Origin of the sequence: Christiangramia sp. (assembly GCF_029937855.1) — a bacterium.
In the GTDB taxonomy this organism is placed as follows: Bacteria; Bacteroidota; Bacteroidia; order Flavobacteriales; family Flavobacteriaceae; genus Christiangramia.
Genome location: NZ_JAPYPC010000006.1, coordinates 1 through 15806, shown reverse-complemented (window position 1 = coordinate 15806; position 15806 = coordinate 1). Strand labels below are relative to the sequence as shown.

Sequence of the window (15806 nt, the reverse complement as noted above, 5' to 3'; positions counted from 1 at the left end):
TTGCATTAAACTCCTTAAAATCAAGTTTAGGACTAACAAGTTGATCAAGAATCCGCTCTCCCAAAAAGGGACACGGCACGCTTTTACAACTTAGACTCATCCTTTTTAAAGAATTCGTGTTGAGTTTATCAAAAAAGCACTAATACAGGCAGTAACCTTTATTTTATTTAAAGAACTTAAGAGGCTAAATGTTGCTGCAGCAGATCGTTAAGGGACTTTAACTTCTCTTCTGCTTCAATCATTTCGCTCGATTTATCAATATTCTTTTGTTCGGTTTGGGCAGCGAACTGCAATGCGCACATTGCCAGAACATCCTGTTTATCCCTCACCGCATAGTTTTGCTCAAACTGTTTGATCATCGCTTCGATCTTTTTCGCTGCTTTACGTAAACCTTCTTCCTGGCTGGGCTGAATGGTTAACGGATAAACGCGGTCTGCAATCGATATTTTAATTTTCAGTTTATCTTCCATGACGTTAAATTATTCAGATAACTGAACTATACATTGATCTATCTCCCTGATCAAACTATTTATCTTGAGCTTCGTTTCTCTTTTATGGTCGGTACTGCCAAGCATCGCATTCGCAGCTTTTAAAGTCTGAACCTGCTCCTGTGAAGATTGTAAATCTCCCTCCAGTTTTTCATATTCAGCTTTTACAGAGGTCAATTCTTCCTGAAGAGATTCGTTAGCCTGTCTCATAATATCATATTTATGAAGCAGTTTGCTGATTCTATTCTCAAGGTTATCAACTATTTCTGTAATTTCACTCATAAGCGCTAAAACCGATGTGAACCCCTACAAAGTTAACATACGCTTTTAAATATCCCAATTCTTTTTCAGCTGTTTTCAAATAATAATCAACAATTTCGATAATTCTCTGTTATCAAGCCGTTTAATTTTGCCATAACTTTCCTTAACTTTACGCCAGGTTTAAATTGAATACCCAAAGATTTATGAAGAAAGCCACAAGCCTACTATTCCTAATTTTATTTTCCACATTACAAGCTCAAAACTCGCTGCCACAGGACTACTTCAGTAATCCTTTAGACGTTCCTATTGTGCTCGCCGGAACTTTTGGAGAATTAAGGTCCAACCATTTTCATAGTGGTCTGGATATTAAAACCCAACAACGAGAAGGCCTGGAAGTTAAAGCTTCCGCAGCAGGATATGTTAGCCGAATCAATTTTCAGCATTATGGCTACGGAAAAGCTTTGTATATCCAACATCCAAATGGTTATACCACGGTTTATGGACATTTACAAAAGCTAGCCCCTAAGATCAAGGAGTACCTGCGGAAACAACAATACGCCAAGGAATCTTATGAAATAGAACTTTTCCCCGAGCCTGGAGAACTGAGCGTTGAACAGGGAGAATTGATCGCTTATAGTGGTAATACTGGCGGTAGCGGCGGTCCCCATTTGCATTTTGAAATACGTGATGGAAGTCAGCGACCCATGAATGCACAAATGTTCGGGCTGGAAGTTCCAGACAGTAGAAAACCTATCATTCAAGGTTTATTTGCCTATCCTCTTGGAGATGATGCTCATGTTAACAATTCCCAGGCACGTCAAAAACTGAATTTAATACCACTAAATGATGGAACCTATACGGTTAACCAGGTTGAAGCATGCGGTGAGATAGGATTTGGTATTTCTACTGTAGATCAGCTAGATGGCGCCTACAATCATAATGGAGTTTTCAGAATAGAAGCAAATTTAAACGGCGACCAGGTTTTTGAAATCGATTTTGATAAATTTTCCTTTGCAGAAACCCGACATCTAAATCAGTTGATAGATTATGAATATTATGCCAATAACCGAAGTCGTGTTCAGAAGCTTTTTAAAACACCTAATAATCCTCTGAGCATATACGGAAACCTAAGCGAAGAAGGAAAGCTAAATATTAAAGACAGCCTTGATTATCAATACACCATTAAAGTGACCGATTTTAAAGGAAACGAGAGAACGGTAAGAATTCCTATTAAAGGACAGATCAGCGATAATATTAAAAAAAGAGAGCAGAAAGCAACTGATTATTTGGCCAGTGCCAGCGACGGACTTTCAGCTAAAGGAGAAAAGATAGATGTTTATATTCCCGGAGGCAGTTTATATGAAGACGCGTATCTCGATATAAATTTTACAGATGATATGGTTGAAGTTCATAAAGATGAGATTCCGGTTCATAAAAATTTCACTATTGGTTTTGATGTAAGTGATTATCCCGCCGAAGAAAGGGAATATTTATTTATCGCACGACTTTCAGATTATGGGAGGCCAAATTATTCCACTACTTATAAAAAAGGAAATAGATTTACCACCGGCACTCGCACTTTTGGAAAATACACTCTTGTTAAAGACACTACTGCGCCACAAGTTAGACCAGTGAATTTCTATGATGGGCAATGGATTTCAACTAATGAAACTTTAAAAGTGAAAATTTCAGATGATCTTTCCGGAATTGACGCTTACAGAGCCACGGTGAACGGAAAATTTATTTTGATGGAGTATGAGTACAAAAATAATACGCTCACGCACTATTTTTCAGATAATGTGCTTACTGAAACTGAAAATGATTTAAAATTGATCGTAACCGATAATGTAGGAAATACTAATACTTATACTGCTAAATTCTTCAGGAAATAAAAAATAGATTTTATTAGGCTAATAGTAAGGTTTCGAAGATCTGTTAGAATTTAATTCTAGCCACGAATTCACTAATATTTTCTGCAATTTACATTTCCATTTTTGAGCTGTCATTTCGAACCCTAGCGTAGCGCAGGGAGAAATCTGTTAATGATCGAGATTTCTCTGTTCGGTAGAAATTACTATTAGAATAGGCTAAAAAACTAATTCAGCTTGACGAAAATATATGAATATTTAAATGAATTAATTCTTCCCTGGCTTCAAACTACCCTTGATCATAAGAAGTACGCCGGCTCCAGAAAATAATCCCGCGAAAAAATTCACCCACATTCCTTCCGAAAAATAAGCAAATAAAATTGCAGAAAGTAACAGCAAAGCCTCTATACCTCTATAGTGAGTGATCGTTAATTTCATATTTAGCTTTCTATAAACTCTTTAAGAGTCTTAACTACATAATCTATTTCTTCTTTGGTATTATATTTCGAAAAAGAGAATCTTAAAGATGGTTTTTTCAGGTCTTCTTCAGCTAAGAAAGCATTTAAAACATGAGATCCTTTATCGCTCCCGCTCTGGCAGGCACTTCCCTTGGAACAGGCAATTCCTTTTAGGTCCAGTTGAAACAACAACATCAGGGCTTTTTCTGCACTTACCGGCAGGCATATATTGATCAATGTATAAGTACTCTTCTCCAGGTCTTCACATTCACCATTGAATTTTACTCCAGAAATTTCCTTTTTAAGGCCCTTAATAAAATGTTTTTTTAAGGAAAGGGTATATTCTTTTTCCTCTTCCAGCTTTTCATATGCCAGCTTTAAGGACTCTTCAAGGCCCACAATATTATGCACCCCTTCGGTTCCCGCACGATGGCCTCTCTCCTGCTCTCCTCCAAAAATAAGTGGTTTTAAGCCTGAGTTTTTTCTAATAAAAGCGAAGCCCACTCCTTTAGGACCATGAAATTTGTGTGCACTCACCGCTGTAAAATCTACAGGGATCTCATTGAGATCTAAAGAAAAGTGGCCAATAGATTGCACGGTATCTGAATGAAATAATGCATTATAAGATTTAACCAATTCAGCAGTTTTCTTAAGATCAAGCATATTACCAATCTCATTGTTCACATGCATCAAACTCACCAAAGTCTTTTTTTCTGAACTTTTTAATCGGTTTTCAAGATCTGAAAGATCAACATTACCTTTAGCATCAAGCCTTACGTATTCCACTTCAATATCAAAACATTCTTTTAACTGCTCTACGGTATAAAGAACGGCATGATGTTCAATTCTGGAAGTAATGATTCTCTCCACTCCAAGGTCGCGCACGGCAGAATTCAATGCTAAATTATCAGCTTCGGTTCCTCCTGAAGTAAATACTATTTCTGAAGCTTTTACATTTAAAATCGCTGCTACAGTCTTTCGTGCCTGTTCTACCAGTGATTTTGAAGACCTTCCAAAACTATGGGTAGAAGAAGGATTGCCATAATTTTCTTTTAAAACGCGGGTCATTTTATCGACCACTTCCTCCCTTAACCGGGTAGTAGCTGCTGAATCAAAATAGACATTTTCCATAGGGCGCAAAATTAAGGGAAATAAAATAATTTCCTACTTCTCTTCCTTATAAGTTTGATTCCTTTATTTTTGTTGAAAAAGCAGCCTTATGAAACGTTTACTGTTCGGTATATTTTCCCTTGCGCTACTCAGCTCCTGTGATGACGGGGAGATTATTGTGACTACTTTCGATTTTGAGGACAGTACTATTCAATTCTGCGAAGGCTCCAATAAAAATGTCTTTTATGCAGTAAATAATAGCGATGTTTTTGAATCAATTTCTCTGGAGTTTCGAAATAATATCCTGGAAATTGATGAAGATGGAAATATTGTTCCGCCGGAAGATGAACTCATAACTTTCGATTTAACAGGTAGTGATAGTGGAGATAATAGGATAGTGTATAGAATCTTCAGATCTGAAATACCCAACGATTACTTTTGTAACGTAGTTCCACCAAGCCAGCCAATTGTAGTGGAAGAATGGATTACCGGTTCTGATGGATTGGTTAGTATCACCAGGAATTTTAGAGATGAAACGGCAACCGCAGATGCAGATGGGGATGGGCTGGATAATATTGAGGAAGGCTGGAATGCTGAAGGAGTAGATCTTCTGGATACAGACGAGGATGGAATTCCAAATTATCTGGACGTAGATGATGATGGTGATAATGTAGAGACCAGAACTGAACTGGCAAACTCTAGCAATGACCCGGTTAATGAGGCGGGCTTTAGGGATAGTGACGAAGATGGAATTCCAAATTATCTCGATAATGATGATGATAATGATGAAGTATTGACAAGGCTCGAAGTATCAGGTGACGATTTGGATAATCCTGGGGCTTTCCAAACAGCTGAGGGAATCTCCAATTATTTGAATCCTGCACAAACAGCAGAACTTCAGCATGAGGAATATATTAATCATGATATCACTAGAAATTATGGTTTCCGTATTGTAGTGGAAGATATTAAATTTACTAAACAGGATGGTTCTGGAGAATCCATCCAGTATGCATCTTATACTTTTGGGACCTACAGCGAATCTGGTATAGATTTTCCACTCTGCCCTTCCCAGGACCCTGATTGTGGGGAACCCGAAGAACCAGAGGAAGAGACCGAAGAACCTACTAATTAAGGATTTTGAAGTATATAAACTTCAGTGGCTCCTAAACCATATTTTTGATAATCGGCGTCATAGAATTTTACATTGGCATATCTTCCCAGTAAATATTCCAGTTCCATTTTTAAAACTCCTTCGCCCACACCATGGATAAAAACTATTTTTTGAATACGTTTTCTCATGGCAAATTCCAGTTTATGCCGTGCGGTATCTAATTGGAGATTAAGCATTTCATGATTGGACATACTTTTAGCAGATCTCACCAATTGATTTATATGCAAATCTACTTCCATTGGAGGCGCATTTCTTTCTTTAGGTTTAATCCTACTGGAGTTTGGTTTCTTTTTAGGAGTTTTATCTTTTAGCACCTCTTCAAAGTTAAAGTCGGCAACCTCTAATTCTTCAATATCCTTCTTAATTTTCACCAGATCTTCTGACGGAAATTCCATGATAAAACCATCTTCGGTTTTAATTTCGATTTGGTCTCCCTTTATGTTCTGAACAATTCCGCCAAGATCATCATCCAGTAATTCGACTTTATCACCAGGTTTAAAATCTTTCATCAGTTTTTATTTTCATTGTCTTTTTCATGATCATCCTTTGTAGCTACCCAAAAATTGGTCGCCCTGTACAAACCAAGCATGATAACAACTAAGCCGATTATTTTAAAATATGGGCTTACATCACCTACCGAGATTGTATAAATAAGGAACGCTCCACCAATTACTATAAGAACAGTATTTATTAGCTGTGAATTATTCATTTTCAGTAAGTTAAATATTTTACTTTGGTGATTTGAAAAGCTTTATTGATTACATTTATGCAAATTTATGGCTTTCATGAAGCTTACAATCCTTTTTTTATTGATTTTTAGTACGGTTGGTCTCCAGGCACAGCTATATATCACACCTTCGGAAAATTCTGATAGCTATCTCTATGCCCGGGATCGATTGGTATTTGTCAAAAATGGAATAAGCCTCTCAAAAAATAAAAATAAACAAACCGAAGCCAATCTATATCTTAGGAAAGACGCACAACTACTACAGGGAGATAAAAAGGAGAATTTGAATGCTGGAAATGGTTTTATTTCTATTTTTCAAAGAGGAACTTCCAATGCCTTTGACTATAATTACTGGGGATTGCCGGTGAAAGTTTCTACAGACAAACAAGAACTAAGGGATTACCTGAATGATCCTCTTTCAAATACTGAAAGCCAGAAAGCATCTATGGTTTCAAGCCTGGAAGGGAAAAGTTCCCCTCTTCACATTTCTAACCGCTGGATCTATACCTATTCCGGAAATTCTTATTCTAACTGGCAATATTTAGGGGATCACTTTGACCTTTTACCTGGCGAAGGTTTTAGCATGAAAGGTGTCAATGGCACTAATCTAACCGAAATTGAGACAGAAAAGGTAAATCCGGGAGCCGCTCAAACTTATGATTTCAGAGGTACCGCTAATGACGGAAAAATAGAACTTCCTATTAAAAAAGAGCAGGTTTTACTCGTAGGAAATCCTTATCCTTCTGCATTGGACCTGAATTCCTTTTTGTTTGAAAATACTGCCACTACAGGGATTGCCTATTTTTGGGATTCTAAGAAAGACGGAGCTTCCCATTATTTAATCGATTATGAAGGCGGCTATGGAACTTATTCCCCCGGAACCGGTATTTATCTTCCGGCTATTTTCAAAAAATATAATAACCAAAGCTTAACCGGGGAAACCGGGGCTATATATCCCCGAAAAATACTACCGGTCGCACAGGGATTTATGGTGACGGGCAGTAAAGACGGAATGCTTCATTTCCAGAATTCTCAGAGAGTATACCAAAAACAGGAAACAGGTATATCTGTATTCAAATCTTCTGAATCTATCCCGTCCTCTGTTATATTAAATGTAGAAATGGATTCAACTCACGTTAGACGACTTGCTCTTGCTTTCCAGGAAAAATCTACAGTAAATGAAGATCATGCCTTTGATGCCCGAAAAATGGATGTTTTTGAAGATGATATTAATTGGTTAATTTCTGAAAATCCTTTCGTTATAAATGTTAGGCCTAAGCTGGATGAAGAATTGATTCCGCTTCAAATTAAGCTGTCAAAAGAAACCTCGATTGAATTTTCGGTCTCAGAATTTAATAATTTCAATCCAGACCGTTTGTTTGTATATGACGCTAAAGACGATCTGTATTTTGGAATAAAAACAGGCTCTTTGAAAATAAAATTGCCGGCAGGTGATTATAATGATAGATTCTATATAAGTTTTATCGAAAAAATTACGGTTGAAAATACTTCAAATGATGCTCCAGTTTCAGAAGAAAACACTGAAAAGCTTCCTAACATATTACTCAATACCATTGATATTTTTCAAAATAATAAGTTAGAGCAACTGGAAATAAAAATCCTATACGCTACGGAATTCAACAATATTAGAATTTACGACCTTAATGGAAAGCTTTTTTTAAACCAAAATTTTAGGTCCAAAGAAAAAGAATTTAATTTTTCAACTGGAAATTTAAGTAATGCTGTTTATATTGTTAAGGTAAAAACAACCGACAATAGAGAGCTCACGAAGAAAATTGGAGTTAAGAATTGAATAACCTGAAAGAATACATGTTTCCCTGCCTGAACAAAACGGTTTTAGGTATTGATTGTACGGGCTGCGGCGGACAACGTGCGGCATTGCTTTTATTTCAGGGTGAATTTCAGGAAGCTTTCTTTATGTATCCCGCCATTTATAGTTTAGGGGTTTTAATGGTCTTCCTGCTCATCAATCTATTTATCAGGTTTAAATATGACTTCCAGATAAAAATGGGACTTATAATTTTTAATGCGGTTGTAATCGCAGGGGCTTATATTTTTAAAATGATTCATATTTTCAACTAACCAACAAACATTTTTTATGGAAAAAAAAGAACTACCTAATTCAACCCTCATTCTAATTTTCGGAATTTTATCAATTATAGGCTGTTGTTGTTATGGCATACCGGGCGCAGTTTTTGGCATTATCGCCCTGGTAATGGCAAAACGAGCCACAGAAATATACAGTGCAAATCCTGAATTATATACCGGTTATCAAAATGTAAAAGCAGGCAGGATCCTTAGTATAATTGGATTGGTCTTACTTGGTTTAAGTATTATAGCTGGAATTATAAGTATTCTAATGCTTGGTGGCGTAGATGAAATGAGGCAGATGCAGGAAGAAATCCTGAGAGAATATGGTGGATAATCATTTTTCTAATAAAAAAATCCCGCCAAAAAGCGGGATTTTTTTATTTATTCACTGTGAAATTTATTTTTCAAACTGCTTTAGAGTCTTTACAATAATATTTACACAATCTCTCAATTGTTCTTCATTCATTACCAATGGTGGTGCAAAACGAATAATATTACCATGGGTGGGTTTAGCTAAAAGTCCATTCTCTTTAAGTGCCATACAAATATCCCAGGCAGTAGAACTTTCTTCAGAATCATTGATAACGATCGCATTCAATAATCCGCGTCCTCTAACAAGATTTACGATATTAGATTCTCTAATATAATCGTCCAGTAACCTTCTGAAAAGTTTCCCGAGTTTTCTGGCATTCTGAATTAAATGTTCATCTTTCACAACATCTAACGCAGCCACCGCTACTGCTGCAGCTACCGGATTTCCACCAAATGTAGATCCGTGCTGACCCGGTTGGATCACATCCATTATTTCATTATCTGCAAGCACAGCTGAAACTGGATAATTTCCTCCGGAAAGAGCTTTCCCAAGAATAAGAATATCAGGCTTACTGTAAGTTTCTTCCTGACGTTCACAATGACCTTCACAGGTACAATGGCCACAAACGGCCAACAATCCACCGGTTCTTGCAATACCCGTCTGGATTTCATCTGCCATAAATAACACATTATGCTTATTACAGATCTCCTTCGCTCTCATCATAAAATCATCTGCCGGAGTATAAACTCCTGCTTCTCCCTGGATTGGCTCTATCAGAAAACCTGCAACATTAGGATTCGCTTCAATAGCCGCTTCCAGTGCTTCGGGATCATCATAGTTAATTTTTATAAATCCTGGAGTGTATGGTCCAAAGTTTCTACGAGCTTCTTCATCATTGGAAAATGAAATAATAGTAGTAGTTCTTCCGTGGAAATTATTTGCACAAACTATGATCTGCGCTTCCGTTTCCTTAACTCCTTTTCTTTCATAGGCCCATTTTCTGGCAATTTTAATAGCCGTTTCAACTGCTTCAGCCCCCGTATTCATAGGTAATAGCTTGTCAAAGCCGAAATATTCTGTAGCATATTTTTCATATGCACCCAATACATCATTATGAAAAGCACGGGAAGTTAAAGCCAGTTTAGAAGCCTGTTCATGTAATGCACCCACAATTTTCGGGTGACAATGCCCCTGGTTTACTGCAGAATACGCCGAAAGAAAATCGTAATATTTATTACCTTCCACGTCCCAAACATGAACCCCTTCACCCCTGCTAAGTACTGCAGGTAAAGGATGGTAATTATGTGCCCCATGTTGGTCTTCAAGTTTTATAGCTTCTTCTGAAGATTTGATCTTAGGTAATGGCATGTTAGTTTTTCGTTTTTGAATTAGTGTTATGCAATTCCTTCTTTTTTCGGTTGAAAAGCGTCGAAAAGGGAGAGAAATCATCCCCAAAATTTGAATTGTTGCAAATTACTAAATGTTTGTTGAAAATTTCAACTGCCTCCTCTTTAAATCTTGTTAATTATCCTATTTTTGCGCTATGGCAAGAAGAAATAAAAACAAGCTTTTTACTGAAATTGAAGTTATAGATGCCGGGGCCAAAGGCAAGGCTATCGCCAAATCGCCAGACGGAAGGGTTATATTTATAGACAATGCCGTTCCTGGAGATGTGGCCGATGTTCAAACCACAAGAAAAAGAAAATCTTACTATCAGGGAACAGCTACCAATTTTCACAAATTATCTGATAAAAGAACTGAACCTGTTTGCCAGCATTTTGGAACCTGCGGTGGTTGCAAATGGCAAAATATGGACTATAAGTTTCAACTGAATTATAAGCAAAATGAAGTTGAAAACAACCTAAGAAGACTTGGTAAGATTGAACTTCCCGAAATCACACCTATTCTTGGAAGTGAGGATATTTACTTCTATCGCAACAAAATGGAGTTTTCCTTTAGTGATAGTCGTTGGTTAACTCAGGAAGAAATTCAAAGTGGGGAAGATATTCAGAACAGAAATGCTTTAGGATTTCATATTCCTGGAATGTGGGACAAAATTTTGGACATTAAAAAATGTCATCTTCAGGCAGACCCTAGTAATGCTATTAGAAATTTTGTAAAGGAATTCGCCGTAGAAAACGGCCTGGCTTTTTTTAATACTCGAAATCAGGAAGGATTGTTGCGTACCTTAATGATTAGAACCACTTCTACGGGTGAGATTATGATCCTTGTTCAATTCTTCCAAGAGAATAAAGATAAAAGAGAATTGTTACTGAATGCAATAGCAGAAAAGTTTCCTGAAATTACCTCTTTGCAATATGTAATAAATAGTAAAGCAAATGATACAATTTACGACCAGGAGATCATTTGTTTTAAAGGTCGTGATCATATTTTTGAAGAGATGGAAGGTCTTAAATTTAAGATCAACGCCAAATCTTTTTATCAAACCAATTCAGATCAGGCCTATAATTTATACAAGATTACCAGAAATTACGCGAATTTAAAAGGTGATGAACTGGTGTACGATCTTTATACAGGAACAGGCACGATAGCACAATTTGTGGCTAAGAATGCGAAGAAGGTTATTGGTGTAGAGGCAGTCCCGGAAGCCATTAAAGATGCTAAAGAAAACGCTGAAAGAAACCAGATAGATAATGTGGAATTCTATGTGGGTGATATGAAAAAAGTCTTTACAGAAAGCTTTATCAATAAACATGGACATCCAGACGTTATCATTACAGATCCACCAAGGGATGGGATGCACAAAGATGTAGTGGCTCAAATTATTGGTATATTGCCGCAGCGTATTGTCTACGTTAGCTGTAATTCAGCAACCCAGGCCAGGGATTTGGCATTATTGGATGAGCATTATCAAGTAACCTCTGTTCAGGCGGTAGATATGTTTCCCCAAACCCATCACGTGGAAAATGTAGTATGTTTGGAAAGAAGAAAATAGACATAAATGAGAATAAATAAATATAGTTTTTTTCTTATTCTAATGCTGTTGACCATGTTTGGCTGTCAGCGCGATGACATTTGCGCTGAATCTATCGAGACCACACCTCTTCTTATCATAAGGTTTTACGACATAGAAGATCCAAATGAGCTTAAAACTCCTCAAAATCTCAGCATAAGATCTGTAAATAGTGATAGTACAGATTTCGTAATAAATACCGGAAGTGGTAATGCTGTGGAATATTTTAGATACACCCGGGATAGCTTGGCAATCCCTTTAAGAACCAATAATGATCTAACCGAATATGTATTTACCTTAAATACTGAAGAAGGGGATACCACAGCCACCAATACCGGCTTAAGAGATACCATCAGTTTTACCTACGGAAGAGAGGAAGAATATATAAACAGGGCTTGTGCTTACAAAGTGAGTTATGTGGGATTAAAAACAAATGTTGAAGGTGGAGCAGATGGCCCTAACTGGATACAGGATGTACAGATTGAAGAACCAAATGTTGAAGATCAAAATCAGGCGCATGTATCGATATTTTTCTAGCTTTATTTTTATACTTCTAGCCGGTTTATCTCTTTCCGCACAACAGCAGGCATCTGCCAAAGACACCCTAAATTATAATGAAAAATACGGAATTAGAGTCGGCATTGACCTGAGTAAACCCCTTCGTACCCTCCTCGACGATAATTTCAGCGGATTCCAGATCGTTGGAGATTATCGCATTTATAAAAACTATTATATCGCTGCGGAATTAGGCACCGAGAAGATCACTTTTGAAGGAGATAATATTCTTACCACCACCAACGGAAGTTATATAAAGCTGGGAGGAGATTATAATGCTTATGAAAACTGGCTGGATATGCAGAATGCCATTTTTGTGGGCGTTCGATATGGGTTTGCTACTTTCTCTCAAACTCTGGAGCAATATAGAATATATACTTCTTCAAACTATTTTGGACCAGATATTAGAGAGGACAATACAGAAAACACAGGATTAACTGCCAGTTGGGCTGAAGTAATGATAGGAATAAAGGTAGAAGTGATTAAAAATCTCTTCCTTTCTGCCAATGTTCAGCTTAAAAGAAGAATTGGACAAAATAGCCCAACGAATTTTGATAACCTCGCCATCCCCGGATTTGGTAGAACTTACGACAGTAGTGAATTTGGAGCCGGTTTTGGATATACTATCTCCTATTTACTCCCTTTCTATAAAAAAGCCAGGAATTAAATCTGTTTACTTTTCTTTTTAGAGCCTTCGTAAAGTACGTACTTCAGCAGTCTTGCTTCCAACGGGCCATTATATAATTTTATTTTTCTGGATGCCCTTAAACCAACGCTTTTAATCGCATCAAAGTTGGTAGCTATAAACCAGGCATGAGTTCCGGGATAATTTTGCTTTAAGGTGTCTCCTATTTTCCCGTAGAAATCTTCGATATCAATCTCCAAACGTTCTCCATATGGAGGATTAAATAACATATGCAAGTAACCTTCATTCTGCTTTTCACTTTCGAAAAAGCTTCTTTGTTCTATTTCAATAAAATCTGAAAGATTCGCATTCTTCACATTTTCTTTCGCTTTCATTACTGCGGAAGGTGCTTTATCGAAACCTTTGATCTTATAATGAAAATCCCTTACTTTTTTTAAAGCCGATTCTTCGATTTTTTCAAATAGATCTTCATCCCAGTCCTGCCATCTTTCAAAAGCAAACTCTTTTCTATTCAGATTTGGAGGAATATTACACGCGATCATCGCTGCTTCAATAGGAATGGTTCCACTACCGCACATAGGATCCAGAAAATCACACTGCCCATCCCATCCAGACATAAGCAACATGCCGGCGGCTAAAACCTCATTAATAGGCGCAATATTCGTAGCAGACCGATAGCCACGCTTGTGTAGAGAATCTCCAGAACTATCGAAAGACACATTACAGAAGTTCTTTTCAATATGAATATTTATTCTCAAATCTGGAAAATCAAGATCTACATCCGGTCGCTTTCCAAATTTTTCCCTGAATCTGTCTACGATCGCATCCTTACTTTTTAATGCTACATATTGAGAATGCGTAAAAATATCAGAATGTACTGCTGAATCTATCGCCAGGCTTCCATCTTCAGCAAGGAATTTTTCCCAGGGAAGACGTTTTATATTATCATATAGTTCCTGTTCAGAATTTACCCGAAAACTTTCATAGGGTTTAAGGATTTTTATGGCTGTTCTTAAACAAAGATTGGCCTTATACATAAAGCCCAGATCCCCTACAAAGCTAACCATTCGGTTACCTTCTTTAATGTCCATCGCTCCTAGATCAAGTAATTCTTTTGCAAGGATTGTTTCAAACCCATAGAGGGTCTTTGCGATCATTCTATAGTTATCCATATTCCTTCTTTATAGAACCGCAAAAATAAGTTAATTTTGTCCGAAAGTATAATTATTAAGGGATAGTTCCGGATTAGTTTTGGACTACTCACTAATCACCAACCAAAAATACTTTGCTTACAGACCTATACATTTATATTTTACCCATACTTGCAGTTGTCGCAGGATTTATCATCTCTCTATTTCTAAAACCTGGAAGTTCATCGGGATTTAAACTTCTTCTGGCTTTTAGTGGCGCTTACCTTTTAGCCGTTACCGTTCTGGAATTGCTCCCAGACGTTTACCGGGAACCAGATTCCGGAATCGGAGTTTTTATCATGCTGGGGCTACTACTACAAATTGTACTGGAATTTCTATCTAAAGGAGTAGAACATGGGCATTTACATTTTCACGGTAAATCTAATTCTTTCCCCTTACTGCTACTGGTAAGTTTAAGTTTACACTCGTTACTGGAAGGGTTTCCCTTAGAAAATGACAATCATTTATTACACGGAGTGGTGGTACATAAGATACCTGTGGCCGCTATTCTTTCTGTATTTCTTGTTCAAAGCAAAATGAATAAACCTAAAGTGTTCTTCTTTTTGGCTTTTTTTGCTTTGATGACTCCGCTGGGTAGTTGGCTGAAAAATAATATTTCATTTTTCAGTGAATATGCACCCTATGTAAATGCGGTAGTAATAGGAATATTTCTTCATGTTTCAACTACTATTCTATTCGAATCGTCTAAAAACCATTCCTTCAACGCGTCAAAATTGGGAGTGATCATTCTAGGAATTCTCCTAGCTTATTTCATCTGATATGTTCTCTAAAGAAGAATCAAAAAAGATAAGACAGGAATTCTGGACCAGCTTCGGAAAGCAGTATCCACATAAATGGATACTTTACAATACCAAAATGAAGGAAATTCAGCTTAAATTTACCTTTGACAGAAAAATGGCTCAGGTCTCATTAGACGTAATCGATGAAGATGAATTGATCCGCGATTACTATTATGAAAAACTTCAATCGCTACAAAAAATTCTAAGATCGGAATATTTGCCTGACATTATTTTTAAGGAAAATTATGAACTTCCTGAAGGAAAAATCATTTCCAGGATTTATGTAGAAATGGATAATGTAAGCATTAACAATAGAAAAGACTGGCCGGCAGTAAAATCTTTTCTTGCCACCAATATGATGAAATTAGAAGAATTCTTTGCCGATTTTATGGATTTCATAAAAACTTAATTGTTTATCGATTTCTTATAATATACTCATCATAAATAATAAATCTATATCTCAACGGCTAATAGAAAACTAGAATACCCAATTTTAGAATTGGGAAAAAAGGATCTATATATCGTTAATTATAGATGAACTTTTAAATTTATCAATTTGAAAAGCGAAAATTTTCCCTTATTAAGTACTGAAAGATTGATCATGAATAGAATAGTATCTGAAGATCAAAATAATATCTTTCTTGGGCTATCCCATCCACAGGTTATTAAATACTATGGCGTACAGTTTTCTACATATAAAGCTACGGAAGAACAGATGAACTGGTATTCCAATTTGGAAAAGTCAGGTTCAGGAATTTGGTGGGCTATTCGATCAAAAAAGGAAAGTGAATTTATGGGAGCCATAGGAATCAACGATCTACACCACGAATACAAAAGAGCCGAAATTGGATTCTGGCTTTTACCGGAATTCTGGGGAAATGGATATATAAAGGAAGCCGCTGATGCTGTGATAGAATACCTTCTCAAACATTTAAAAATTCATCGCCTGGAAGCTTATGTTGAAACTGGTAATAATAACTCTTCCAGAGCTTTGAAAAAAATGGGATTTAAACATGAAGGGAGAATGTGTGATTGCGAGGTGAAAAACGGAAAATATATAAGTATAGATCTTTTTGCCAGGTTAAACCAAAAAAATTAGATCTAAAAATTTTTATTGTATATCAAAACAGCCT

General features: G+C 36.7%; 19 protein-coding genes and 1 other RNA gene. 11 read left to right on the top strand and 9 right to left on the bottom strand.

Going from position 1 to position 15806, the window contains the following annotated elements:
* Positions 1-7: 7 nt before the first annotated feature.
* The 3 genes from ssrS to Q1K34_RS04875 form a co-directional block, all read right to left on the bottom strand.
* Positions 8-125: non-coding RNA, 6S RNA (gene ssrS, locus Q1K34_RS04885), on the bottom strand.
* A 51-nt stretch (positions 126-176) separates the two neighbouring features.
* Positions 177-470, bottom strand: coding sequence for a cell division protein ZapA (locus tag Q1K34_RS04880; protein ID WP_300435282.1), 294 nt, complete (start codon positions 468-470; stop codon positions 177-179).
* 9 nt (positions 471-479) lie between these two features.
* Complete coding sequence (locus tag Q1K34_RS04875) at positions 480-770, bottom strand: hypothetical protein (protein ID WP_300435279.1); 291 nt, start codon at positions 768-770, stop codon at positions 480-482.
* A gap of 182 nt (positions 771-952) precedes the next feature.
* On the opposite strand from Q1K34_RS04875, the gene Q1K34_RS04870 reads away from it, so the two are divergent.
* Positions 953-2641 (top strand): M23 family metallopeptidase, encoded by a 1689-nt coding sequence (locus Q1K34_RS04870; RefSeq protein WP_300435277.1) that lies wholly within the window; start codon positions 953-955, stop codon positions 2639-2641.
* A 243-nt stretch (positions 2642-2884) separates the two neighbouring features.
* Here Q1K34_RS04870 and Q1K34_RS04865 read toward each other — a convergent pair whose 3' ends face one another.
* Together Q1K34_RS04865 and Q1K34_RS04860 are read right to left on the bottom strand one after the other, a co-directional pair.
* Positions 2885-3055: a hypothetical protein gene (locus tag Q1K34_RS04865; protein WP_300435275.1), complete on the bottom strand. Its 171-nt coding sequence runs from the start codon at positions 3053-3055 to the stop codon at positions 2885-2887.
* A gap of 2 nt (positions 3056-3057) precedes the next feature.
* Complete coding sequence (locus Q1K34_RS04860; RefSeq protein WP_300435273.1) at positions 3058-4206, bottom strand: cysteine desulfurase family protein; 1149 nt, start codon at positions 4204-4206, stop codon at positions 3058-3060.
* Between the two features lie 88 nt (positions 4207-4294).
* Between Q1K34_RS04860 and Q1K34_RS04855 the strand changes: the two genes are divergently transcribed.
* On the top strand, positions 4295-5317 hold the full coding sequence (locus tag Q1K34_RS04855) for a hypothetical protein (RefSeq protein WP_300435271.1): 1023 nt from the start codon (positions 4295-4297) through the stop codon (positions 5315-5317).
* Here Q1K34_RS04855 and Q1K34_RS04850 read toward each other — a convergent pair.
* Both Q1K34_RS04850 and Q1K34_RS04845 read right to left on the bottom strand, forming a co-directional pair.
* Positions 5314-5865 carry a Smr/MutS family protein gene (locus Q1K34_RS04850; RefSeq protein WP_300435269.1) on the bottom strand — a complete coding sequence of 184 codons (552 nt, stop codon included), beginning with the start codon at positions 5863-5865 and terminating at the stop codon, positions 5314-5316. The two genes, Q1K34_RS04855 and Q1K34_RS04850, sit on opposite strands and share 4 nt — an antisense overlap.
* Entirely contained in the window at positions 5865-6065 is a 201-nt protein-coding gene (locus tag Q1K34_RS04845; protein ID WP_300435267.1) for a hypothetical protein, read from the bottom strand. The genes Q1K34_RS04850 and Q1K34_RS04845 overlap by 1 nt, the downstream gene beginning before the upstream one ends.
* A 76-nt stretch (positions 6066-6141) precedes the next feature.
* Here Q1K34_RS04845 and Q1K34_RS04840 point away from each other — a divergent pair, with 76 nt between their 5' ends.
* From Q1K34_RS04840 to Q1K34_RS04830, 3 genes are read left to right on the top strand one after another with little or no spacing between them, the layout of a single operon-like run.
* Positions 6142-7896: a T9SS type A sorting domain-containing protein gene (locus Q1K34_RS04840; protein WP_300435265.1), complete on the top strand. Its 1755-nt coding sequence runs from the start codon at positions 6142-6144 to the stop codon at positions 7894-7896.
* Entirely contained in the window at positions 7893-8186 is a 294-nt protein-coding gene (locus Q1K34_RS04835) for a DUF2752 domain-containing protein (protein WP_300435263.1), read from the top strand. The genes Q1K34_RS04840 and Q1K34_RS04835 overlap by 4 nt, the downstream gene beginning before the upstream one ends.
* Positions 8187-8202: 16 nt before the next feature.
* A complete protein-coding gene (locus tag Q1K34_RS04830; protein WP_300435261.1) occupies positions 8203-8529 on the top strand; it encodes a CCC motif membrane protein in 327 nt (108 codons plus the stop codon).
* Positions 8530-8592: 63 nt separating this feature from the next.
* Here the strand turns inward: Q1K34_RS04830 and rocD are convergent, their stop codons facing one another.
* Positions 8593-9876 carry an ornithine--oxo-acid transaminase gene (rocD, locus tag Q1K34_RS04825; protein ID WP_300435258.1) on the bottom strand — a complete coding sequence of 428 codons (1284 nt, stop codon included), beginning with the start codon at positions 9874-9876 and terminating at the stop codon, positions 8593-8595.
* A 175-nt stretch (positions 9877-10051) separates the two neighbouring features.
* Here rocD and rlmD point away from each other — a divergent pair, with 175 nt between their 5' ends.
* The 3 genes from rlmD to Q1K34_RS04810 are packed head-to-tail and all read left to right on the top strand — an operon-like array spanning position 10052 to position 12704.
* On the top strand, positions 10052-11464 hold the full coding sequence (gene rlmD / locus Q1K34_RS04820) for a 23S rRNA (uracil(1939)-C(5))-methyltransferase RlmD (protein ID WP_300435256.1): 1413 nt from the start codon (positions 10052-10054) through the stop codon (positions 11462-11464).
* A gap of 6 nt (positions 11465-11470) precedes the next feature.
* Positions 11471-12019 carry a DUF6452 family protein gene (locus Q1K34_RS04815; protein ID WP_300435254.1) on the top strand — a complete coding sequence of 183 codons (549 nt, stop codon included), beginning with the start codon at positions 11471-11473 and terminating at the stop codon, positions 12017-12019.
* The gene (locus tag Q1K34_RS04810; RefSeq protein ID WP_300435252.1) at positions 12000-12704 is read left to right on the top strand and encodes a DUF6048 family protein; all 705 of its coding nucleotides are present in this window, start codon (positions 12000-12002) and stop codon (positions 12702-12704) included. The genes Q1K34_RS04815 and Q1K34_RS04810 overlap by 20 nt, the downstream gene beginning before the upstream one ends.
* Here the strand turns inward: Q1K34_RS04810 and Q1K34_RS04805 are convergent.
* Positions 12701-13855 (bottom strand): THUMP domain-containing protein, encoded by a 1155-nt coding sequence (locus tag Q1K34_RS04805; RefSeq protein ID WP_300435250.1) that lies wholly within the window; start codon positions 13853-13855, stop codon positions 12701-12703. The two genes, Q1K34_RS04810 and Q1K34_RS04805, sit on opposite strands and share 4 nt — an antisense overlap.
* Positions 13856-13968: 113 nt before the next feature.
* Here Q1K34_RS04805 and Q1K34_RS04800 point away from each other — a divergent pair, with 113 nt between their 5' ends.
* The 3 genes from Q1K34_RS04800 (at position 13969) to Q1K34_RS04790 (ending at position 15772) form a co-directional block, all read left to right on the top strand.
* Complete coding sequence (locus tag Q1K34_RS04800; RefSeq protein ID WP_300435248.1) at positions 13969-14652, top strand: ZIP family metal transporter; 684 nt, start codon at positions 13969-13971, stop codon at positions 14650-14652.
* 1 nt (position 14653) lies between these two features.
* A complete protein-coding gene (locus Q1K34_RS04795) occupies positions 14654-15082 on the top strand; it encodes a DUF4268 domain-containing protein (RefSeq protein ID WP_300435245.1) in 429 nt (142 codons plus the stop codon).
* Positions 15083-15274: 192 nt separating this feature from the next.
* Positions 15275-15772: a GNAT family N-acetyltransferase gene (locus tag Q1K34_RS04790; protein WP_300435243.1), complete on the top strand. Its 498-nt coding sequence runs from the start codon at positions 15275-15277 to the stop codon at positions 15770-15772.
* Positions 15773-15806: the final 34 nt, after the last annotated feature.